This window comes from Sphingomonas sp. PL20 (assembly GCF_017875905.1).
GTDB classification, from domain to species: Bacteria; Pseudomonadota; Alphaproteobacteria; order Sphingomonadales; family Sphingomonadaceae; genus Sphingomonas; species Sphingomonas echinoides.
In genome coordinates, this window is the sequence record NZ_JAGINH010000002.1 from 2,540,200 (window position 1) to 2,562,305 (window position 22,106).

General features: G+C 62.2%; 18 protein-coding genes. 16 read left to right on the top strand and 2 right to left on the bottom strand.

Annotated elements, in window-relative coordinates; genetic code table 11:
- Positions 1-119 precede the first annotated feature (119 nt).
- The 16 genes from H4W01_RS11855 (at position 120) to H4W01_RS11930 (ending at position 17,965) form a co-directional block, all read left to right on the top strand.
- Positions 120-866: a helix-turn-helix transcriptional regulator gene (locus H4W01_RS11855; RefSeq protein WP_405130922.1), complete on the top strand. Its 747-nt coding sequence runs from the start codon at positions 120-122 to the stop codon at positions 864-866.
- Between the two features lie 145 nt (positions 867-1,011).
- Positions 1,012-1,407 carry a Zn-ribbon domain-containing OB-fold protein gene (locus H4W01_RS11860; protein WP_209611147.1) on the top strand — a complete coding sequence of 132 codons (396 nt, stop codon included), beginning with the start codon at positions 1,012-1,014 and terminating at the stop codon, positions 1,405-1,407.
- A complete protein-coding gene (locus H4W01_RS11865; protein WP_209611148.1) occupies positions 1,404-2,561 on the top strand; it encodes a thiolase family protein in 1,158 nt (385 codons plus the stop codon). The genes H4W01_RS11860 and H4W01_RS11865 overlap by 4 nt, the downstream gene beginning before the upstream one ends.
- Before the next feature lie 7 nt (positions 2,562-2,568).
- A complete protein-coding gene (locus H4W01_RS11870; RefSeq protein ID WP_209611149.1) occupies positions 2,569-3,789 on the top strand; it encodes an acyl-CoA dehydrogenase family protein in 1,221 nt (406 codons plus the stop codon).
- A gap of 57 nt (positions 3,790-3,846) precedes the next feature.
- Positions 3,847-4,830, top strand: coding sequence for a thiamine pyrophosphate-dependent dehydrogenase E1 component subunit alpha (locus tag H4W01_RS11875; protein WP_209611150.1), 984 nt, complete (start codon positions 3,847-3,849; stop codon positions 4,828-4,830).
- 16 nt (positions 4,831-4,846) lie between these two features.
- The gene (locus H4W01_RS11880) at positions 4,847-5,860 is read left to right on the top strand and encodes an alpha-ketoacid dehydrogenase subunit beta (RefSeq protein WP_209611151.1); all 1,014 of its coding nucleotides are present in this window, start codon (positions 4,847-4,849) and stop codon (positions 5,858-5,860) included.
- 11 nt (positions 5,861-5,871) lie between these two features.
- Complete coding sequence (locus H4W01_RS11885; RefSeq protein ID WP_209611152.1) at positions 5,872-7,278, top strand: 2-oxo acid dehydrogenase subunit E2; 1,407 nt, start codon at positions 5,872-5,874, stop codon at positions 7,276-7,278.
- A gap of 18 nt (positions 7,279-7,296) precedes the next feature.
- Positions 7,297-7,833 (top strand): VOC family protein, encoded by a 537-nt coding sequence (locus H4W01_RS11890; protein WP_209611153.1) that lies wholly within the window; start codon positions 7,297-7,299, stop codon positions 7,831-7,833.
- A 4-nt stretch (positions 7,834-7,837) separates the two neighbouring features.
- Positions 7,838-9,022: an acyl-CoA dehydrogenase family protein gene (locus H4W01_RS11895; protein ID WP_209611154.1), complete on the top strand. Its 1,185-nt coding sequence runs from the start codon at positions 7,838-7,840 to the stop codon at positions 9,020-9,022.
- A complete protein-coding gene (locus H4W01_RS11900) occupies positions 9,012-10,079 on the top strand; it encodes a phosphotransferase (RefSeq protein ID WP_209611156.1) in 1,068 nt (355 codons plus the stop codon). The genes H4W01_RS11895 and H4W01_RS11900 overlap by 11 nt, the downstream gene beginning before the upstream one ends.
- A gap of 50 nt (positions 10,080-10,129) precedes the next feature.
- Positions 10,130-11,335 (top strand): cytochrome P450, encoded by a 1,206-nt coding sequence (locus tag H4W01_RS11905; RefSeq protein WP_209611159.1) that lies wholly within the window; start codon positions 10,130-10,132, stop codon positions 11,333-11,335.
- A gap of 362 nt (positions 11,336-11,697) precedes the next feature.
- Positions 11,698-12,012, top strand: a complete 315-nt coding sequence (locus H4W01_RS11910) for a hypothetical protein (protein ID WP_209611161.1) — start codon at positions 11,698-11,700, stop codon at positions 12,010-12,012.
- Positions 12,012-12,443 carry a type II toxin-antitoxin system VapC family toxin gene (locus H4W01_RS11915; protein WP_334685247.1) on the top strand — a complete coding sequence of 144 codons (432 nt, stop codon included), beginning with the start codon at positions 12,012-12,014 and terminating at the stop codon, positions 12,441-12,443. Before H4W01_RS11910 ends, H4W01_RS11915 begins: the two co-directional genes overlap by 1 nt.
- Positions 12,444-12,521: 78 nt before the next feature.
- Entirely contained in the window at positions 12,522-13,301 is a 780-nt protein-coding gene (locus H4W01_RS11920) for a Hachiman antiphage defense system protein HamA (protein ID WP_209611166.1), read from the top strand.
- The gene (locus tag H4W01_RS11925; protein WP_209611168.1) at positions 13,288-16,818 is read left to right on the top strand and encodes a DEAD/DEAH box helicase; all 3,531 of its coding nucleotides are present in this window, start codon (positions 13,288-13,290) and stop codon (positions 16,816-16,818) included. Before H4W01_RS11920 ends, H4W01_RS11925 begins: the two co-directional genes overlap by 14 nt.
- Positions 16,819-16,828: 10 nt before the next feature.
- A complete protein-coding gene (locus H4W01_RS11930) occupies positions 16,829-17,965 on the top strand; it encodes a hypothetical protein (protein WP_209611170.1) in 1,137 nt (378 codons plus the stop codon).
- 200 nt (positions 17,966-18,165) lie between these two features.
- On the opposite strand, the gene H4W01_RS11935 is transcribed toward H4W01_RS11930, so the two are convergent.
- Both H4W01_RS11935 and H4W01_RS11940 read right to left on the bottom strand, forming a co-directional pair.
- A complete protein-coding gene (locus H4W01_RS11935) occupies positions 18,166-19,902 on the bottom strand; it encodes a UvrD-helicase domain-containing protein (RefSeq protein ID WP_334685248.1) in 1,737 nt (578 codons plus the stop codon).
- The gene (locus H4W01_RS11940; RefSeq protein ID WP_209611172.1) at positions 19,899-22,046 is read right to left on the bottom strand and encodes an ATP-dependent nuclease; all 2,148 of its coding nucleotides are present in this window, start codon (positions 22,044-22,046) and stop codon (positions 19,899-19,901) included. The genes H4W01_RS11935 and H4W01_RS11940 overlap by 4 nt, the downstream gene beginning before the upstream one ends.
- Between the last annotated feature and the right edge of the window lie 60 nt (positions 22,047-22,106).

A 22,106-nucleotide genomic window follows, 5' to 3' on the forward strand; every position in this document is an offset into this window, starting at 1 on the left:
TGTTACGCAACGTAGCGGGAGCGGAAATCCAAAAACGCTGGGCAAAAGGCTAGGATGGCCTAAAACGACGGCGCAGGAGATAAGGACGCGTGGAGAAGGACGCCCCAAGGCTGGATTGGGTGAACGCGGTCAGAATCGCGGCACCCGAGGAAGTGCGATCGGCAGCGGAGGCGCTGCACGACATCGCCATGCGCTGTGGCATGCGCGCGGCACCGGCGCACAATATTGCCGACAAGCGAACCCCGACCGACCTTGCCGGAAATGTGCTGGCGAGCGAGGTGTTCGGCTGGACGGGGGAGCAGGCGTGGTGGCGCAATCCCCATATCGCGCTCGATTCGCCGCTCACCTCCGCCTGCCGCTTCGAGAGCGAACCTTTCTGGGTGAACGCGCAAGGGTTCCACACACGCCAGGCCAATCGCTATCTGTCGGCGATCGACCTCACCAATTTCGAAGTGCGCGCGCGCACCCGCGCGGCGATCGTCGTGCCTGTGCATCTGCCGTTCGGACAGATCGGGGCGGTCTCCTTCAACCCGCTGGATGCGTCGCTGACCGATCTTTCCAGCGAATTTGAGCGCTATGGCGACATTTTCGGGCTGCTCGGGCGCACCTTCATCGCTGGCTATGTCAACACAATGGGCTCGGCCCAGGCGCTGCCCGCGCATTTGCGCCTGTCGAAGCGCGAGGTGGAGTGTCTGCGCTGGGCGGCGATCGGCAAGACCGATTTCGAGATCAGCATGATCATCGGCCGCAGCCGCGCGACCGTGCGCTTCCACATCCACAATGCGTCGACCAAATTGTCGGCGGTCAATCGCAGCCAGACGGTCTTCAAGGCGGCACAGCTCGGCTATATCACGCTGGCGCGCTGAGCCGCCCTTCGCCCGGCACATCGGCGGCACAGCCCCACCCTATTCCTTTTACCCGGCCTATCCCTTTTAAGAGTCGCGCTTGGCGGCGGGTTGGCGCTTTATCGTGGCGAGGTTGAACACAACACGCCCATGGGAGGGGAGAATTTTGACGCCCGACGTGTCTCTATTCGCGACTGACGCGCCGCTGCGCCTGCTCGCTGCGCGCGATCGCACGACCGGGCGAATCGTCTTCCCGCACCGCGATGGCGATGGGTTGGAAACCATCACGCTCGGTCGTCGCGGGACGCTATGGTCCTACACCGTGCAGCGCTTCCGCCCGAAGACGCCCCCTTATGCCGGGCCGGAAGCGTTCGAGCCATGGGCACTCGGCTATGTCGAATTGCCGGGCGAAATCATCATCGAGGCCCGCCTCACCGACGTTGCGTTCGACGCGATCAGGATCGGCATGGCGCTGGAGCTGACCGAAGTGCCGCTCGACCCCGCCGTCGCCGGTTCGTTGCGCCTGCCCGCTTTCCGCCCGGCAGTGGAGGCCGCCCCATGAGCGACGCCACCAACGTCTGCATCATCGGCATCGGCATCCACCCCTTTGGCCGCACCGATGCGCTGTCGGGCATCGACCAGGGTGTGTTTGCGGTGCGCGCCGCGCTGGCCGACGCGGGGATCGACTGGGCCGACATCCAGTTCGCTTATGGCGGGTCGGACGCCGCGGGCAATCCCGACACCATGGTCGACCGGCTCGGCCTCACCGGCGTGCAGTTCATCAACGTCAAAAATGGCTGCGCGACCGGCGGCTCGGCCTTGTTCTCGGCACAGACCGCGATCCGCTCGGGCCAGTTCGACCTGGGGCTGGCGGTCGGTTTCGACAAGCATCCGCGCGGGGCGTTCAACGCGCTGCCCGCCGAATATGGCCTGCCCGATTGGTATGGCGCGGCGGGCTATATGGTCACCACGCAATTCTTCGCCGCCAAGATCATGCGCTACATGCACTTGCATGGCATCAGCCGCCGTTCGCTTGGGCTGGTCGCGCAGAAGGCGTTCGCCAATGGCGTCCACGCCCCCCATGCGTGGCGGCGCTCGGAAGTCGCGCTGGAGACGATCCTGGAGGCCCCGATGGTCTCCGATCCGTTCAGCAAATTCATGTTCTGCTCGCCCGGCGAAGGCGGCGTCGCGCTGATCCTGGCGAGCGAGCGCAAGGCACGCGAGCTGGGCGCAACGCCGATCCGGCTCGCCGCCGCGACCATGCGCACGCGCCCGCCCGGCAGTTTCGAGGTGTTCGCGCCCAGCATCGATCTTGGCGGCGGCACCGCCACCGCCACCCGCCTTGCCGCCGCCGCCGCCTTCGGCCTCGCCGGGATCGGCCCGGACGAGATCGACGTGGCGCAATTGCAGGATACCGAGGCCGGTGCCGAAATCATGCACATGGCCGAAAACGGCTTTTGCGCGGATGGCGAGCAGGAACAATGGCTGGCCGAAGGGCGCACGCGCATCGACGGCACGCTGCCGGTCAATACCGATGGCGGATGCCTTGCCTGTGGCGAGCCGATCGGTGCCTCGGGACTGCGGCAGGTCTATGAGAATGTCGTCCAGTTGCGCGGCCAGGGCGGCGGGCGTCAGGTGCCGGGCGCGCCGCGCACCGCTTATAGCCACGTCTATGGTGCCCCCGGCGTTTCCGCCGTTACGATCCTGCACAGATAGGCGCGCGATGGACCTTGATCTTACCCCCGAAGACCGCGCCTTCCGCGCCGAAGTCCGCGCCTTTCTCGCCGAGCATCTGAGCGAGGAGATCCGCGCCGGCTCGGCGGCCACCCCCTCGGTGTTCGTCGAACCCGATATCGGCCAGGCGTGGAATGCGATCCTGCACCGCAAGGGCTGGCTCGCCTATCAATGGCCGCGCGAACATGGCGGCCCCGGCTGGACACCGGTGCAGCGCTACCTCTTCGAAAAGGAATGCGCCGAGGCCGGTGCCCCCAATTTGACCGTACTCGGCCTCAAGCTCGTCGCCCCCGTGCTCTACACCTTCGGCACGGCGGCGCAGAAAGCGCACTATCTGCCGCGCATCCTGTCGGGCGAGGATTATTGGTGCCAGGGCTTCTCCGAACCCGGCAGCGGATCCGATCTCGCCAGCCTGCAATGCCGCGCAGAGCGCGTCACCGACGCGGCGGGCGACCGCTATATCCTCAACGGCTCCAAGATCTGGACCACGCACGCACATTGGGCGAACCGCATGTTCTGCCTGGTGCGCACCGATTCCAGCGGCCACAAGAATGCCGGCATCTCCTTCCTGCTGGTCGACATGCAGCAAAAGGGCATCAGCGTCCGCCCGATCCACACCCTAGCAGGCGATCACGAAGTCAATCAGGTGTTCCTCGAAGACGTCGAAGTCCCCGTCAGCGACCGCGTCGGCGAGGAGGGCGATGGCTGGAAACTCGCCAAATTCCTGCTCGAAAACGAACGCGGCGGTTCCTGCCACGCGCCCAAGCTCGCTTATGATCTGCGCCTGATCGCCACCGCCGCCGCCGAACAAAGCGACGGTCACGGCGGGCGCTTGGCGAACTCGGTGGATTGGCGCCGCCGCGTCGCCCGCGCCCGACTGGATGTCGAGGCGCTGGAAATGATCGAACTCAAGATCCTGTCCGAAATCGCGCACGGCCAAGCCCCGGGACCGCAAACCTCGCTGGTAAAGCTGCTGGCGTCCAATCTCCGCCAGGAGGTCGATCTGCTGGCGATGGATTTACTCGGCCCCGCCGGGCTGGAGCTCGACACGCGCCGCCCGCTTTATGGCCCCAATGCGCCACCGCCGGTGCACAGCCGGGCGACGCAGGTCGCCGCCGCACGCTATTTGAACAGCCGCGCCTGGACCATCTTTGGTGGAACCAATGAGGTTCAGGCCGGCATCATCGCGAGAACCGTCCTCCATCTCTAGCCAGCATCACACGGCCATGCGGAAAACCGCAGGCAGATCACCAATTGGGAGCCAGGAATGCAATTTAGCCGAGATGCCCTGAAGGCCGCTTATGCCCGGATGAAGGTGATCCGCGAATTTGAAGAACGGCTGCATGTCGAAATCCAGACCGGTGAAATCGCCGGCTTCACCCATCTCTATTGCGGCCAGGAAGCGGTCGCAGTGGGTGTGTGCGAGCATCTCGGCGCGCAGGACCGGATCGTTTCCACCCATCGCGGCCATGGTCATTGCCTCGCCAAGGGCTGCGACGTCGATGCGATGATGAAGGAAATCTGGGGCAGCCGCGAAGGGCTGTGCAAGGGCAAAGGCGGCTCGATGCACATTGCCGATGCGACCAAGGGGATGCTGGGAGCCAATGGCATTGTCGGGGCGGGCGCGCCGATCGCGGTCGGGGCGGCGCTGGCCAGCCGCGTCGATGGCCCCGGCCCCGATGGCCTGAACATTGCGATCGCCTTTTCCGGCGATGGCGCGTGCAATCAGGGGACGACCTTCGAAGCGATGAACCTCGCGGTCGTCACGCACGCGCCGTGTATCTTCGTGTTCGAAAACAACCATTATTCGGAACATACCGGCTTCCAATATGCGGTCGGCACCGCGCGCGACATTGCCAGCCGCGCCGAAGCCTTCGGGATGAAGGCGTGGCGCGCCGACGGCACCGATTTCTTCGCGGTCTATGAAACGATGCGCGAGGTGCTGGCGCATGTCCGTGGCGGCGGCGGGCCAGCGGCGGTCGAATTCGACACCGAACGCTTCTTCGGCCATTTCGAGGGCGATCCGCAGCGCTATCGTGCCCCCGATGAACTGAGCCGCATCCGCGCCACGCGCGACTGCCTCACCAAATTCCGCGCCTCGGTCACCAGTGCCGGGCTGCTGTCCGACAGCGATCTCGACGCGCTCGACACCGAGGCGCTCGACACGATCGAGCGGGCCGTCACGGCAGCGCGAGCGGCCCCGCGCCCCACGCCCGAAGACGTCCTGTCCGATGTCTACATTTCCTATTGAGCGCGGGAGCAACACGATGAGCACCATGATGTACCGCGACGCCGTTCTTTCCACGATCATGGAGGAAATGGAGCGCGACAGCGATGTGGTCGTGCTGGGTGAAGATATCGTCGGCGGCATGGGCACGCCCGGCGGCCCGGAGGCGATCGGCGGGATCTGGTCGACCTCGACCGGCCTGTTCGGCAAATTCGGGGCCGAGCGGGTGATCGATACGCCCATTTCGGAAAGCGCCATCATCGGCGCGGCGTCCGGCCTCGCTTTATCAGGCAAGCGCCCGGTGGCGGAGCTGATGTTCGCCGATTTCATCGGCGTCTCGCTAGACCAGATCTGGAACCAGATGGCCAAGTTCCGCTATATGTTCGGCGGCAAGACGCGCTGCCCGGCGGTGATCCGCATGGCCTATGGCGCGGGCTATAACGCCGCTGCACAACACAGCCAGTCGGTCCACCAGATCCTCACCGGTATGCCGGGCTTGAAGGTGGTGATGCCCTCCACCCCCGCCGACGTGAAGGGCCTGTTGCGCACCGCGATCCGTGATGACGATCCGGTGATCTTCCTCGAACACAAGGCGCTCTACGCGATGAGCGGCGAAGTGCCCGACGACCGCGACTTCATGATCCCGTTTGGCCATGCCCGCCTCACCCGCGCGGGCGGCGACGTGACCTTGGTGTCCTCGGGACTGCTGCTCGGCCTGTGCGAGGCCGTGGCGGATACGCTCGCGGCACAGGGCATTGGCTGCGATGTCATCGATTTGCGCACCACCAGCCCGCTCGATGAGGAAACCATCCTCGACAGCGTCGAAACGACGGGCCGGTTCGTGGTGGTGGATGAGGCCCCGCCGCGCTGCGGGCTGGGTGCCGACCTGTGCGCGCTGGTTGCCGAAAAGGCGTTTTCCAGCCTGAAAGCCCCGCCGCAGCAAGTCACCCCGCCGCACACCCCGATCCCCTTCGCGCGCGAGCTTGAAAGCGCCTACCTGCCCTCGGTCGAAAAGATCGAAGCGGCAGTGCGTCGCGTGCTGAACTGGCGCTGAGGACGATGGCCATGCCCGCAATTCGCCCGTTCTGTATGCCCAAATGGGGCATCGAGATGACCGAAGGCGTGATCGCCGAATGGAAAGTCACCGAAGGGGAAGCCTTTCGCCGTGGCGATCTGCTGTGCCTGATCGAAACCGCGAAAATCACCAATGAGGTCGAGGCGGAGCTTGATGCCGTGCTCGCGCGCATCCTGGTGCCATCGGGCGGCGATGCCCATCCGGTCGGCACCCTGCTGGCGGTCATCGCCGAAGCGGGGACGCCCGCCGCCGACATTGATGCCTTTATCGCGGGCTTCCGCCCGGCCGAAGCCAGCGCCGCCGCAAGGTCAACCCCGGCAGAGGCTCCATCCGCTGCATCGCCCGCCCCGCCGCGCTTGCTCACCAACCGCGCGATCAGCCCGGAAGCGCTCAAACTGGCCGAGGCAAGCGCGCTCGATCTTGATCCGATCGTCGGTTCGGGGCGCGACGGACGCATCACGCTGCAGGATGTCCAGCAGGCGCTGCGCCCGGCCATCGCTTTGGCTCCGGCGGGCACGCTGCCGCTCGCGCCGGAGACGGCGGCGGTCTTCGCCTCCCCCCTCGCCCGCCGCATCGCCGCGTCGCATGGCATCGACCTTGGCACCGTCACCGGCACCGGGCCGCGCGGTCGCATTTCCAAGGCGGACGTGTTGCGCCTGGTGCAACCGGCACCCTCTGCGTCGAGCGCGACGGCCACCTTCACCCCGGTCGCCAACGCACCGACGGTGGTGCCGTTCGACAGCATCCGAAAGGTCGTCGCGCAACGCCTCACCCGCGCAAAGCAGGAGATTCCGCACTTCTACCTGCGTACCAGCGCCAGGCTCGACGATCTGCTAGCGTTGCGCAAGACCGCCAATCTCGTGCTCGGCAGCAAGGCGTCGATCAATGACTATCTGGTGCGCGCCTGCGGCGTCGCGCTGGCGCAGCATCCCGATGTCAACGTCCAGGTGCGCGATACTACGCTCCACCGCTTCGCCCATGCCGATATCGCGATCGCCGTCGCCAGCCCCAACGGCTTGGTCACCCCGATCGTCCGGCAAGCCGATCGCCAGAGCGTCGCGCAGATCGCCGACGCCACCCGCACGCTAATCGACAAGGCCACCGCCGGTCGCCTGGCGCATGACGATATTGAGGGCGGCACCTTCTCGATCTCGAACCTGGGCATGTTCGGCGTCGAGGAGTTCGCCGCGATCATCAACCCGCCGCAAGGCGCGATCCTGGCGGTGGGCGCGGCGCGGCGCGTGGCTTACGAACGCTCGGACGGCACGGCGGGATTCGAAACACGCCTCAACCTGACGCTGTCGGTCGATCACCGCGCGATTGACGGGGCCGCCGCCGCGCACTTCCTCAAGGCGCTGGTCGGCTTGCTCGAAGCGCCCGAAACTCTGTTCCGCTGACCTAACCGGAGACACCCCATGGCCAAACGCGGCCCGCTCACGCACCTCGGCCCGATCATGCAACTGGCCTATCTGCCGTCCGATTTCGATGCGGCGATCCGACACTGGACCGAAGTGGTCGGCGTTGGCCCGTTCTTCCTGCTCGAAAACATCCAGTTGGGCGACATGACCTATCTCGGCCAACCAACCGACGCGGTAATTTCGGTGGCGATCGGCTATTGGGGGGATCTGCAGATCGAACTGATCCGTCCCGAAAATGACAGCCCGTCCATCTATACCGGCGCTTATGCGGTGAAGGATCAACTGCATCATGTGTGCATCCTGGTCGATGACATCGCAAACGCGCGTAGCGCATTGCTCGACGCCGGGGCGACCGTGCTCATCGAGGGCAAGGTCGGCGATAGCGGCGCAGTGATCTATGCCGATCCCGGTGCCGGTCCCGGCCATATCGTCGAATATGTCAAACCGATGGACGGCGGTCTCGCGCTGTTCGCCATGATGCGCGACGCCGCGCGCGACTGGGACGGCAGCGATCCGTTGCGCAAGATCGGATAAGGGGATGCCAACCGAGCGTGCCCAGGCAATCGCCGCCCGCGTCGAAGCCTTTGTGCGCGACCGCATCATTCCCTATGAAGCCGATCCGCGCCGCGACCATCACGGCGCGCCGACCGATGCGCTGGTGGACGAAATGCGCGCACACGCCCGCGCGGCAGGCGTGCTGACCCCGCATATCCTGCCCGATGGCAGCCATCTCACCCAATGCGAGACCGCGACCGTGCTCATCGCGTCCGGCCTCTCCCCGCTCGGGCCGCTCGCGTGCAACACCATGGCGCCCGACGAGGGCAATATGTATCTGATCGGCCATGTCGCCTCGCCCGAACTGCGCGCGCGCTTCCTGACGCCACTCGTCGAAGGCCGCGCCCGCTCGGCCTTCTTCATGACCGAACCTGCCGAGCTGCAAGGGGCCGGGTCCGATCCGTCGATGATGCGGACGACCTGCCGCCGCGACGGCAACCATTGGGTGATCGAGGGCAAGAAGTGCTTCATCACCGGCGCGGTCGGCGCGCAGGTCGGGATCATCATGGCGAAATCGACCGAGGCGGATAGTGCGGGCGGCGCGTGCCTGTTCCTCGTCGACCTGCCCGACCCAGCGATCCGCATCGATGAGGTTCCCAACACGATCGACACGTCAATGCCCGGCGGCCACGCTACCGTCACCATCGATCACTTGCGCGTGCCTGCCGACCAGTTGCTCGGCGCGGCGGGGGATGGTTTCACATATGCGCAGATCCGCCTCAGTCCCGCGCGGCTGTCCCACTGTATGCGCTGGCTCGGCTGCTGCATCCGCGCGCACGAGATCGCGGTCGATTATGCCAACCGCCGCATCGCCTTTGGAAAGCCACTGATTGACCATGAAGGAGTCGGCTTCATGCTCGCCGAAAACCGGATCGACCTGCAACAGGCCGAACTGATGATCGACTGGGCCGCCGGCGTGCTCGACAGCGGCAGCCTCGGCACGGTCGAAAGCAGCATGGCCAAGGTCGCGGTATCGGAAGCGCTGATGCGCATCGCCGATCGCTGCGTCCAGGTGATGGGCGGCACCGGCGTCACCGATCGCACGATCGTCGAACAGGTGTTCCGCGAAGTCCGCGCCTTCCGCATCTATGACGGCCCGACCGAAGTCCACAAATGGAGCCTCGCCAAGAAAATCAAGCGCGACTGGAAAGCCGCCCATGCCGAGTGATGCGCGGTCCGCCTCGGCGATCGCTGCGGCCAATAGCGGCACGGGCGCGATGCGCACGCGCTTCGATACCGCCGCGCTCGAACGGTGGATGGCATCGCACATCGCGGGTTTTGCCGGGCCGCTGCGCGTCGATCAGTTCAATGGCGGCCAGTCCAACCCGACCTATCGCCTCATCACGTCCTCGGCGCGCTATGTGCTGAGGCGCAAACCGGCGGGACCGGTTCTAAAAGGTGCCCATGACGTGCTGCGCGAGGCGCAAGTGCAACAAGCGCTGGCGCAAACGGGTGTCCCCGTGGCGCGAATCCTGGCCATTTGCGCCGATGAGACGATCATCGGCAGCGCCTTTTACGTGATGGAACTGGTCGAAGGCCGCATCTTCTGGGACGCCAGCCTCGCCGACCTGCCACGCGCCGCCCGCGCGCCGTTTTATGACGAAATGAACCGCGTCATCGCCGCCCTGCACCGGCTCGATCCGGTCGCTGTCGGGCTCGGCACTTTCGGGCGTCCCGGCAGCTATTTCGCGCGGCAGATCGGGCGCTGGAGCCAGCAATATCAAGCAGATACGCTGGCCGGGCGCGACGCCGCGATGGACGCACTCGTGGCGTGGTTGCCCGGTGCCATCCCCGCCGATGACGAGACCCGCATCGTCCATGGCGACTTTCGCATCGACAATCTGATCTTCCATCCAACCGAGCCGCGCATCCTCGCCGTGCTCGACTGGGAATTGTCGACGCTCGGCCATCCGCTGGCCGATTTCGCGTATCACGCAATGCTTTACACCATGCCGCCCGACATCGTCGCCGGGCTGGGCGGCGCCGATCCGGTCGCGCTCGGCCTGCCCAGCCAGGACGCCTATATCGCGGCCTATTGCGCCCGCACCGGCCGCAACGGCATCCCCGATTGGAACTTTTACCTGGCCTTCAACTACTTCCGCCTGGCCGCGATCTTCCACGGCATCAAGGGCCGGGTGCTGCGCGGCACCGCCAGCAACGCTGACGCCGCCGAACGGGTCAAAGCCTTTCCGCGCCTGGCAAGGCTGGCGCACGCTTTGATTTAACACAGACTTTCCAGAACCCGGCGCAGACCGGGAGCCGCAGGAGCTGAAGGATGTCGAACGTAATCCCCGCCCATGTGCCGCCCGAGCTTGTCGTCGATTTCGACATTTTCAACCCGCCGGGTGCCGAGACCGACTATTTCGCCGCGTGGCAAACCCTGCACCGCGCGGATGGCGACGGCTTGGTGTGGACCACCGCCAATGGCGGACACTGGATCGCCACGCGCGGCGCAGTGGTCCGCGCCTTATGGGCCGACGCCGCCCGCCTCTCGAGCGAAGTGCTCGCGGTCACCCCAGGCCTAGGCGAGACCATGCGCCTCATCCCGCTGCAGCAGGACGGGGCCGAGCATAAGAGCTTCCGCGCCGCCGTGATGAAGGGCTTTGGCGGCCGCCACATCGTCGCGCTGGAAGCCTCGGTCACCGCGCTGGCGGAAGAGTTGATTTCTGACCTAATCGGGCGTGGCACGTGCGATTTCATGCCCGATTTCGCAGAGATTCTGCCCGTCCATGTGTTCCTGTCGATGATCGATGTGCCGGTTGCAGATCGCGCCATTCTCCGGCCGCTGGGTGCGCAACTCACGCGTCCGGATGGCACGATGGGGGTGGTCGAACTGCGCGATGCGGTCGATGCCTATCTGCGCCCGTACATCGCGGCGCGCCTCGCTCAACCGGGAGAGGATCTGCTCAGCCGCATCATTGCCGAACCGATCGAGGGACGCGCCTGGACGCTCGACGAAGCGATGCGGATGGCGCGCAACATCCTGTTTGCCGGGCTCGACACGGTCGCCGCGATGCTCGGCATGATCGCAATGCACCTCGCGCGATATCCTGAGGACCAGCAGCTGCTGCGCGAAAACCCGACCTTGATCCCCGCCGCCGCCGATGAACTGATGCGGCGCTACCCATCCGCGTCGGTCTCGCGCAATGCCGTGGTCGATGTGCCAGTCGGATCGCTCACCATCCAGGCTGGCGACATCGTGTATTTGCCCGGCGTGTTGCACAATCTCGATCCCGCATGTTTCGACACGCCGGAGCGGGTCGATTTCGAGCGAAAGCTCAACCCGCTACACCACACCACCTTTGGCGCGGGCGCGCATCGCTGTGTCGGCGTGGGGCTGGCGCGGATGGAAGTGATCGCCTTCCTCCGCGCCTGGTTGGCCGCGATGCCGCCCTTCGCGATCGATCCGGCCCGCCCCACCACGATGCGGGCCGGCAATGTTGGTATTCTTACCAGCCTGCCGCTGGTGTGGCAGGTCTGATCGGCGGGCCTAAGCTCATTCCCACTCGATTGTTCAAACAGCATATAACCAATTGAAATCACTCGCAAATTTATTCTCGCGCCACGCAAACTCCGACGCCGGGCCCGTCAAAAAATTACGGTGCTGATTTTAAAGGGAAAATCCCGCCTAATTTTTTTTTGAGGTCTCGCCAACTATCGCTGCCAGTTGGGCGAATTTTTCAATTCGTGACCCCGACCGGCTCACTCGACTCGCCGCGAAAAGGACCGTCAACCGAGGCATATCACGCAGACCGGACTGATGCCATCGGGCCGCGGGCGAGCCGAGCACTCAACCGACCGGACCTTGCTAAAACGCGACCGTCTGGCTATATTACTGGAAATATGCTGGAGGTCACCGTGGGCAGCTCGCAGAAACGCGCCATACAGAATTATCGATCTCGCCTCAGCGAGCGCGGCCTCTCGCGCTTCGAAGTGCTTGGTCGCGATGCCGATCGCGACCTCATCCGTTCGCTGGCGCGTCGTCTGGCAGAAGACGGCCCAGAGGCTTCGCGCCTCCGCGCAGCCGTCAGTCAGACTATAACCGGTGAGCCACCAAAGAAGGGCGGCATTCTGGCTGCGCTCCGACGATCTCCCCTTGTGGGCGCGGATCTCGATCTGACCCGTCCCCGCGAGGAAGGACGTAAAGTTCAGATTTGATGCGCTACTTGCTCGATACGAACATCATCAGCGACATCGCGAAGCCGGCTCCCTCGGAATCCCTGCTCACGTGGATGAGTGAACAAAACGACGAGGATCTCTTCATTGCCTCGCTGACGGTAGCTGAAATCCGCCGAGGGGTCCTTGAGAAGCCGGCCGGCAAGCGCCGCGATAAACTTGAGACTTGGTTCTCCGGGCCAGAGGGCCCACAGGCGCTCTTCGCGGGCCGTGTGCTGGCCTTCGACGAGAACGCCGGCCTGATCTGGGCGCGGCTCATGGCGGACGGCAAAGCACGGGGCCGCCCGCGCAGCGCGCTCGACACGATCATCGCCGCCGTCGCCGAGGCTCACGGCTGCACAGTCGTCACTGACAATGAGAAGGATTTCTCCGACATTCCAGTGATCAATCCGCTACGTGGGGAAGTGCGATGACCAGCATTCGCAGCTTAAATCGCACTCGACCCCAGGCCTCAGCGCTCCTGCGATCGACCGACGCCGATCGAGGTATTCATGGGGCTGCTTGAAGATTGGTGCGACAAAGAGGGCACGAAGGACGACCGCAAGCGCTATCTAACGTTCGTCGAAAAGGAAGACGGCCGGGAAGCTATTCGGGACACCTTAGCGGAGACGATGCGGTCGCACTACGATCGTCTCGATCGCATCGCTGATGACGTCGCGCGCTTGGGCTACGACGGTGCCGCCGAGATCCTGCGGACCGTCTTGCCCACTTCCGCAAAGGCGCGTTCGGGTGAACTCGGTGAGATCATCGCGACGGAGCTGGTCGAGGAAGAAATCGGCTTCCGTGTTCCGGTCCGTCGCCTACGCTACAAAGACGGGCGGGAGATGGCTCTACGCGGCGACGATTTCATCGGTGTCGGGTACGACCCTGACGAAAAGCTCTGGCTTTTGAAAGGCGAGGCGAAAAGCAATAAAGTCCTCGGAAAGACCACGATTACGAAAGCACGGGAAGCGCTCTGTCGGCACGACGGTCGGTGCACACCAGATTCGCTCCTTTTCGTCGCCAACCGTCTCCTCGAAAGCGACGATGAGAACGATGTCGAATTAGGCCGGACCATAAGGGACGGCATCGGGACAAAGGCCATTCGCAAGTCCCGCGTCGACCACATGCTTTTCACAATGTCAGGAAACGTGCCACCGGCGGCGCTGAAGGCCGACCTCGACGCCGCGAGCAACGATCGAAATCACCACGTTGTAAATCTGCATATCGAGGACCACCAGGAGTTCATCGCCCAGATGTACAAGGAGGTCCAAAAACTTGGAGACGCCTGACGAACTTCGCGCCTTTCTCACTGTTGCGACGGCGGACGGAGTTTGGAACCGGCTCCTTTATCGCGGAGCCGCGTGGGCTCTGATGCGTGAGGACGGCGTCCTCCCTGACGGCGCACCGCCTCTTGGCGCAACTATCGACACCGACCTGGCGGAACACGGTTTCTCGGTCCTGCGGGCGGCACTTTCGTTGCGCGACGCAACCGGCGCCTCCGATCTAACAAGTCGCGGATTCGAACGCGCTGCCAATGCGTTTGAATCGCTCGTTCGCAACGGTGATCCAGATGCCGCCGACCGAGGCTTCCGAAGAACGATCGCAGCCGCCGCATATCATCTCGCAGGGTTTTCTGCAGTCGCGTACTCGCTGTTCAACGAGCAGGAGGAGAATCGTAACGCGGCACCTGCCGAGACGGCAATCATGCTCTTGGTCCTGCGCGACCTCGATCGTCTACGCGCATTTGTGCGCGAATGGCTGATCGACGATGACCATTCCGATGCCACGGTGTCGTTCTCGCTCGACCTCGAACTCTTCGATCAAGACGAAGCGATCGTGGTTATCCTGAACACCACCGTTTGCCGCGCTCTCGCCTTTTTCGACTTCGCGCTCCAGACCGGCGAGGCTAGCCTGTTGGAGTCCGCTCGCGATCTTCTCAATGGCGCTGTCAGTCTGGCAAACAACGCAGAGAATGTGCCGCTGTGGTGGATTAGCAAGCTCTGCCTGAGCCTCATCGACGATCTGTGGGCCCATTCTCTCCATGTGAATCTTCCGCTGACACCTCCGGACGGTGGAGCAGAGAAGTATCCGCAGCTGCGGCAAATGTTCATTGGGTCGCTCTATGCGCGCAAGAACGCCGAGGTCGAATTATGGCCATCGCAGCGCCAAGCGGCCAAGCGCTCGGCCGACGTCTCCGACGACCTTGTCGTGTCGTTACCGACAAGTGCCGGCAAAACGCGGGTCGCGGAGATCGCCGCCCTGATGGCGCTGTCCAGCGGCCAGCGGGTCCTGATTGTCACTCCCCTTCGCGCCCTTTCGGCGCAGACCGAGAGATCCTTTCGGAAGACCTTTGCGCCGCTGGGATTCAGCGTCTCGTCGCTTTACGGCGCCAGCGGAATTTCCGCCGGCGACGAGGACGCGCTGCGCACACGTGACATCGTCATCGCGACGCCGGAGAAGCTCGACTTTGCTCTCCGGAACGACCCAGGCATTATCGACGACGTCGGCCTAATCGTGTTGGACGAAGGCCACATGATCGGTCCAAGCGAGCGCGAGATCCGCTATGAAACGCTCGTCCAGAGACTTCTCAGGAGATCCGACGCCGACAACAGGCGTATTGTCTGCCTGTCGGCGATCCTTCCTGGCGGGGAGGAGCTCGATGATCTGACAGCGTGGATTCGGAGTGACGAACCTGGCGATCCGGTTCGGTCGGAATGGCGGCCGACCCGTCAACGTTATGGTGCGCTGCGCTGGCAGTCGCGGGCTGCTCGGCTCACGTTCGACCTCGATCAAAATGGGCCGTTCATAGACCGCTTCGTCGAAGCAGTGCCCGCCAAGGGACGCGAAAAGCTTCCATACCCGCGGTTAAACAGTCAGTTGACCTTGTTCGCCGCGTGGAAATTTGCATCGCAGGGGAAGAAGGTTCTTATCTTCTCGACTCAGGCCAACTGGGTCGAGGGTTACGGCAAGAAAGTCGTCGATCTCTGCAAACGGGGCTATCTCACGTCGCTGCTTGACGACGAAGCGTCGATCGCACCGGCTCTCGAGGTTGGTTGCGAATGGCTCGGCGATGCTCATCCCGCCGTCGTTTGCCTCAAGGCAGGCGTTGCCGTTCATCACGGGCGGCTGCCCAACCCATTCCTGCGCGAACTTGAGACCCTCCTGTCCCAGAACGTGTTGAAAGTAATTATTGCCTCGCCCACCCTCTCGCAGGGCCTCAATCTGAACGCGGCAGTCCTTCTGGTCCCTGTGCTCTATCGATCGGGCACGCTCGTCACCGGCGAAGAGTTCGCCAACGTCGCCGGCCGCGCCGGGCGAGCGTTCGTGGACGTAGAAGGTCTCATCGTCCATTCGATGTTCGACAAGCTCGACTGGCGGCATCGCATGTGGCGCAAGCTTGTCGAGTCGATCAAAGCACGCACTTTGAAAAGTGGCCTCATCCAGATTGTCGCCGAGATCATCAGCCGCCTTGCCAGCGAAGGGGTATTGGAGCGTGAGGACGCTTTTGAATATCTCGCCAACGCGCGGGCGGCTTGGACATCGGCCGCTGAAGAAGCCGCTATAGCGGCGGCGGTCGTTATCGAAGACCCGGACGAGCCAGAGGATGACGACGCGGACGACGAGGAAGCCGCCGATGATGACGATGATGAAGAGAAGATCGAGGAAGAACCACTTTCGCAGCTTATCGAGCGCCTCGACGCAACCGTGTTTGGCTTGATCGAAGCGCTTGATGCCGACCAGGCCGATCTCCCACGCCTTCTCGACGAAGCTTTGAAAGGGTCACTTTGGGCCCGCCAGATCGAGCGCGAAGGCGAGGGCAAGAAGGCGCTCCACCAATTGATCCTCCAGGCGCGCGCCAACCTGATCTGGAAGTCGACGACTGAGCGCGCACGGAGGGGACATTTCGCGATGGGCGTCGGCCTTGAGGCCGGCCTCGCCATCGATACGATGGCACGCGACCTAAATGCACTGATTGACCGCGCCGATGCAGCAGCTCTTCCCGGCGAGATCGACGAGCTCGCAGAGAGCTTGACCGGCCTTGCCGAACGGCTCCTTACCATCCGGCCCTTCATCCCCGACACCAAAAATCCTCTTCCCGCCAATTGGCGGACGCTTCTCAAACAGTGGATCAGCGGCACCGACGTGACCGTCATCGGCGCTCACAACATGCGCGTTGTGGAAGACGCCTTCACCTATCGGCTGGTCTGGGCGTTAGAGGCTGTTCGCACCCGTCGCGTCAGCCGGGGCTGGTCGCCGGACATTGTTGCCGGAGGTGGCGCGGCCACGCTGGAAACAGGTGTTCCACAGCTCATGATGGCGATGCTGATACGGGCCGGCCTGCCCTCGCGGCGCGCGGCAATGGCAGCCGTCCGCGATGGTGCGGCCGAATTCGTCTCCCCCGCCGAGATGCGGGAATGGCTGGCCAGCGACGAAATCGCCGCGTTTACCGATCTCGGCGAGTGGCCGACCGCAGAGACAGCAGCGCTCTGGCAACGATTCCGCATCGAAATTCTAAGCGGCGGAGCCCAAAAGTGGACCGTCGGATCATTCACACGCCGGTTCGACGTGCCTGCCGGATCGCGGCATCCCAAACCTGGCCTCTATAGAGTCGAAACCGATCCTGGCGACGAAGGCAAGACCTGGCTCACTACGCCCGATTATCGCCGCCTCGTCCCCTTTAGGAAATCGCTCAGCGATCCAAAGCCGAGCCTTATCGTGGCTGAAGTCTCAAAGACCGACGAGCTTGCCGTGGCCTCGCGGATCGGCCGAGGGAAAGCCATCTGGCCACCGGCAAATGCATCATGATGGAGGTTCGATGGCAACTACGGCTTACTCACGACACTATGCCCGCGAAATCGACGTAGAACAGCTCGCCGGGTTGCTGAGGGGAACCCAACCAATTTCGGCCGAGCAGGCCTCTGACATCGACCCCAAATTCAGCGAATGGATACGGTCAGATATCCAATGTTCGTCCTGCGGCAGGCTCGGTGCTCAAGTTGTGCGTTCGGCCCGGGCGCGCGGAACGCAAAAACTGATCCGACAATCTCACTTCCGGTTCGTGGGACAGGATGGTCATGACGCCCATCATCCATTTTGCGAATTTTATGGCAACGACGACGGCGCGGTCACTCAGCCGGACGGTCTCCTGAATCTAGGATCGGAGAAGTCTGCCGAGACACGCCTCATCCGGCAGCTCGTTTGCAAGGGCATAGACCAGAAGCTTTTCGATCAATCCTCTATTCGCGCCATGCGGCAGTGGTTCTTTGAGCTAAAAGCTGCCAGCCGCTTCCACGTCGTTGTGGCGGCAGAGCAGATCGAGTGGGTTCGCTGTCTTCGCCGTCATCCACATCACTACCGGTGGGCCTTTCATCCAGCCCAAGCCGAGATGCCGGGTTTCGATTGGGCGGTTGCAGCGAAGTATCAGTTTACCGAAGAATACTTCGCGTTCTTCGATCTTCTAAGAGAGACGCCTGTTGAGCCGCAACATTGGCGCCGGGCTCAGGAACTGGCCACCAGATACAAAAACCAGGAGGTCTTCAACGTAAGCACGTTGCGCCCCTATTACGATGCGGCCCTGGCCCTCTGCGGATTCGTTGCTAAAAACGCAGGCATTAAGTTCAGCCCGATCCACCCAGAATCCTTTAGGTGGAAGGGTCCGCCGGTTCCCCTTCTCGCCCTATGCGCACTTATGCTGTTCATCTCAGGGTGGGAAATCAATACGGCCATCGCGAAGTTCGCGAAACTGTTGGCAGCTCCCCCGCCCAGCGACCTTTCGCTAGGCAACGTGATGGGACTAAATCCATTTCACGAATATACCCCTTGGCATCTCGTCCAGCTGTCAGCAGATGTTGCAGCGCAGAGCTTCACTGGCCTCGATTATCCTGGCCAACTCGTCTCAATAGAAGCACGGTTGCGCGAACAGCATCGCTTGTGGAGGCTTCAGAATCCTTAGAATTGTGAGTGGAGAGCACAGCCTGCCGGGAGGCGGATTTCCTCTGGGTATGCCTGGCGGTCATGGTCGCACCAAGGCGCCTTTGGACCCAATCCATCCAACGCGCGGCCCGGGACGGCCTCAGGTACGATTCCTACGGACCAGCCAATCAGATCAAAGAGAGGTCGCGGGATTATCGCTGAACGCACCCTACATCCCGTCTACGGTGCAATCGCGGTGACAACCGCCTGGCCGAACCACCTGTCTACAGTTGCCAACGCGTCTGGGCTGAGTTGTTGCGTAAAAAGGACCGCGAGCCTCTTTTTCGGCCGCGAACAAGCGACATAGAAGAGATTGCGATTGCGCTCGTAGGCCTCTAATCGACCGGCGATCCTGGCAGGGTTTGCGACCAACTGGAGTAATTCGTCGAAATTATAATCACCCCAGCCTCGGCCAACGACAACCAATACGTTTTCGAACTCCGCTCCTTTGACGCCGTGTTTCGTCTCAAACGGCGAATGACCTTGCAGATAGCCCGCAAGGTTGATGATCTCCTGATATTTTACGGCGTGAAGCTTCTCTAGCTCGGAGAGGCGCCGTGACTTCTCCTCCGGGCCGTTCAGATCGAAGGCCGCGAGCATCTCTTCCAGACGAACAACGTCATCCGGTAGCCGCGGGCGTTCGGTCGCGCGAAGATGTTTGATCACGTCGGCAACGGTGCCGCTCTTCCGTAGCTCTGCCAGCCGCGCCATCGACTCTGACCATGCAGACTTTTCGCCGCCTCCTGTGATCTGCGGGATCTTGGTATCGAGGGCCGCGAACATTTCTCCGTACCGGCGTTTCTCGTATGCCTTGAATGCTGGCTCGAGTCGGTCGACGAAGAACGCTATGTGCTTGTCACTCTTTTTTGAGAAGGAGTCGTTATACTGAAAGACGGTGGGCAGGCTCGCGTATCCCATATTGGACGCAAGCGCCCGGTGCGTTAGCATCAAGACCTTCGTGACATCGGGTGAGAAATCCCACCCGTCATCTGCCAGCTTCGCTTGCACAACGGCCAACGCCGACTGCGCCAGCTCGGCCGGAAGATCGCCCGCCCAGTGCTGTCCGGTCCGCCTCTTCCCAACCCATCCGTTGGTATGAAAGAACCGAGCTTTGCCCGCTGCGGCCGGGTCCTTTACGACCTGCTTCAGTTCCGGCCTCATTTCGTTCAAGACGTCGACTATGACTTTAACAGAGCGAAAATTCGCCTGCTTGCCAATGCGAACAAGGGACTCGTGTACGATACTGCCGCAGCCGTCACCGTAGATCTTTTGCCAATGGTCCCCAAAAAATCCAAACTGAGGAGAATGCTTGGCTCCCAGATAGTGCTTTTTGATCGCCTCTATCCAGTCAGCGTTCGTATCTTGATATTCATCGATTAAGATGAACGGGAATTTGTCCGAGAGCAGGTCTCTGAATTTCTTACCTTCCAGCAGTTTGATCGTAAGAGGCAGAATATCATCGTGATGGAGCGTCAACACTCCATCCTCGATGGACCGATAACCGAGTGAATATTCGATCTTCAATCCATCTACGTTGCCAGCCGCGTCCAGCCGCTCTGTCCATGCCGGCATGAGGCGGATCCCGTCACGGAGCGCCTTCTGGAATCCGCTTATCAGTGCCCAGGAAAAGGCGTGCGTCGTCTCGCAGAAGATTAGTGGAGACCCATCGGTACGCGCGACAATCTCGTCCTTGGCGACGTTGGTGAAAGTGATGCACGCGATCCGCTGATGTCGCCGGGCAAGCTCGCGGCCATCGCGATCGACAAGAAAGCGCAGCGCTTCGACAAGAGAGTACGTCTTACCAGCGCCAGCACCGGCCTCCAGGACGAAACTCGCGCCAGACTTCAGGCAGTCGAGCATCTTCTCTTTCGCGCGCTCAGCCGCCTCGACGGCCGGATTCGGCGCGTCCCCCGTCACAGGCTTGCCACCTTCTGGCCGTCAGGGTCGTCTGCGGGCGGCTCTGGCTGCACAACCTCCGCCTCTACGAAGATATCCGCCAGCGCCGCCCACTCCTCAGGGCTGAGAGTCGCCGCTCCCGCCAATTTCAGACGCTCGTCGTCACTTTCCTCCGGCGGGTTATCCGCTAACCATCGGAGACCTTCCGTCATATAGGTGGGAGCAGCCCAGGTCGGGTCCTTAATGGCAAAGCGTAGCGCGAATGCGGCCTTCTTCTCCTCACCAGCATCAGCGCGGGCGTTGACTTCCAGCTCTGCGACATCGACACCCTGAAGATCGAAGATCGCCCGATTGGCGAGCATAAAGGCATCTTCGAATGACCTGCCGCATGGCCCGTCTGCGGCCTCAGGTATCTGGTACGCGATCCTCCCGATGCCTTTGATCTTGTCCGGGGACGCCTTCTTGATCAACGCCTGTGGCGTGATCTCCTTGTCCCCGAACCACGCCTTCAAACAAGCGTTGCTCGTGCGCAGCCCTTTGTGGGCCTCGCACCCCACCCATTTCCCACCGGGGCTCTTCTCCACCGCGTCGAGATCGGTGATGACGAGGAAATGCAGCTCGAGGAAAGCTAGCAACGGGAAAAACAAGTGCGCATACGCGCCACCGACTTCCATGACCGACACATACTGGCTGGACAGTTTTGGCGCCGCGGGCTGCGCCGTGTTCATTTTCTCGATCACCGCGGGAAGTATCAAGCGTTCGCTCGTTCCCTCGATCAGCACCGCCTTGTCCGCGAAGAACAAATCGCAGCGAGTCAGCGTCATGTACTGATGGAGAAAATCCAGATCCTGGGGTTTTGCACCCTTCAGACCGTCCCTCAAATCCTTGATCTTGGCTTGCCTTACCCCGCCCGGCGTCTCCTGCCTCGTCGCCACAAAATACCGGATGGCATCGAACTTTGCCTCATTCGCGATGTGCGACGAATGTGTCGACACGACAAATTGGACAGGCCATGCCGGCGAACCTTCGTGCTCCTTGTCAAATTCTTTTGCGATGGTGTTGAGCTGCCGAATGAAGACCTCTTGCATCTGCGGATGCAAATGGGCCTCGGGCTCCTCGATAAAGATGAGATGGATACCTGGCGCGTTTGGTTCGGCTCGGTAGCTGCGGTAGAAACCAACGATCTGAAGCAGGATGAAAATCAGGTTCCGTGAACCAAGGCCGTTATACGCCTCCGGCAACGAGACGCCGCTATAGCCCTCGTAGTGCACCCGGGTATGATTACTCAAAAGCTTTTTGACGTCGAGCGTCGTCTCTGTCGTCAAAACCTGCCCGTCCAGCCCCGGATAACCGAACCCTTTGAGCGTCGGCATGAGAAGCTTCAATTGATCTTTGAAACCGGTGTCGATCCCACTCTGAACTCCAGCGACGGCTTCTTTTAGCTTCTCCGCAATGACGCGCTGCTCCTCGTCAGCGGTCGGGAGCGCCGCATTCGTAAACAGTCGCTCTAAAACGCCCGCCAGAACGTCGGTTTCCTTGGCTGCGGCGCCGTCGAGACCGCGTTGAGCATTTACGAAGCCGCTTGAGATAACCGCCGCGAGGGCATTGTGGCCGACGGCCTTCTGATTTGTCGGATCGTTCGGATCTACGGCCCAATAACTCGGCGCGTAGTGGACCGGGATGCGCTCTCGCATTTCCCTGAAAAACGCGACGCGCGATTCGGGCGAGTCTTCCGGGTTGGGCACGGAATCGAATAGCGCCGGGATCTGTCCGTCCTTGATCTCGTAGCGCGCGACAATCAGTGCCTCTTCGCAGGCGTCGTCAACGTCAATGATGAACTCGGACAGAGGCCCAAACGCCGGCGCCTTGGGATCGTAGCTGACATGAATACGAATCTCGATTCTGGGAATTAGCGGCCGAACAATATCGTCCGTCTTCCCGGCCTGCTTTGCCGCATGCGCTGCACAGAATCCGTCATAGGAAGCGCTCGAAAAGTCTTCGAGCTGGAAACTGGGTTTTTCACCAAGAAACCGCCGGAGAACCTCGCCGAGAGAGGTCTTCCCGGTATTATTTCTACCAACAACAACCGTGGTAACTTCTTCGAGCAACAGCGTGGCCGAAGAAAGCAGACGAAAGTTTTCGATACAAATTTTCTTGATAAACAATCCGCCCCACCATTTTCTTCTACTTAATAGCCCCGGGCGGAGCCTACCAGCTCCCGATGC

Bases quoted from the DNA above. Each gene is read 5' to 3' on its own strand.
- H4W01_RS11900 (WP_209611156.1), top strand. From the start codon at position 9,012: ATGCCGAGTGATGCGCGGTCCGCCTCGGCGATCGCTGCGGCCAATAGC.
- H4W01_RS11895 (WP_209611154.1), top strand. From the start codon at position 7,838: ATGCCAACCGAGCGTGCCCAGGCAATCGCCGCCCGCGTCGAAGCCTTT.
- H4W01_RS11910 (WP_209611161.1), top strand. From the start codon at position 11,698: ATGCTGGAGGTCACCGTGGGCAGCTCGCAGAAACGCGCCATACAGAAT.
- H4W01_RS11880 (WP_209611151.1), top strand. From the start codon at position 4,847: ATGAGCACCATGATGTACCGCGACGCCGTTCTTTCCACGATCATGGAG.
- H4W01_RS11890 (WP_209611153.1), top strand. From the start codon at position 7,297: ATGGCCAAACGCGGCCCGCTCACGCACCTCGGCCCGATCATGCAACTG.
- H4W01_RS11915 (WP_334685247.1), top strand. From the start codon at position 12,012: ATGCGCTACTTGCTCGATACGAACATCATCAGCGACATCGCGAAGCCG.
- H4W01_RS11920 (WP_209611166.1), top strand. From the start codon at position 12,522: ATGGGGCTGCTTGAAGATTGGTGCGACAAAGAGGGCACGAAGGACGAC.
- H4W01_RS11905 (WP_209611159.1), top strand. From the start codon at position 10,130: ATGTCGAACGTAATCCCCGCCCATGTGCCGCCCGAGCTTGTCGTCGAT.
- H4W01_RS11875 (WP_209611150.1), top strand. From the start codon at position 3,847: ATGCAATTTAGCCGAGATGCCCTGAAGGCCGCTTATGCCCGGATGAAG.
- H4W01_RS11865 (WP_209611148.1), top strand. From the start codon at position 1,404: ATGAGCGACGCCACCAACGTCTGCATCATCGGCATCGGCATCCACCCC.
- H4W01_RS11885 (WP_209611152.1), top strand. From the start codon at position 5,872: ATGCCCGCAATTCGCCCGTTCTGTATGCCCAAATGGGGCATCGAGATG.
- H4W01_RS11870 (WP_209611149.1), top strand. From the start codon at position 2,569: ATGGACCTTGATCTTACCCCCGAAGACCGCGCCTTCCGCGCCGAAGTC.
- H4W01_RS11930 (WP_209611170.1), top strand. From the start codon at position 16,829: ATGGCAACTACGGCTTACTCACGACACTATGCCCGCGAAATCGACGTA.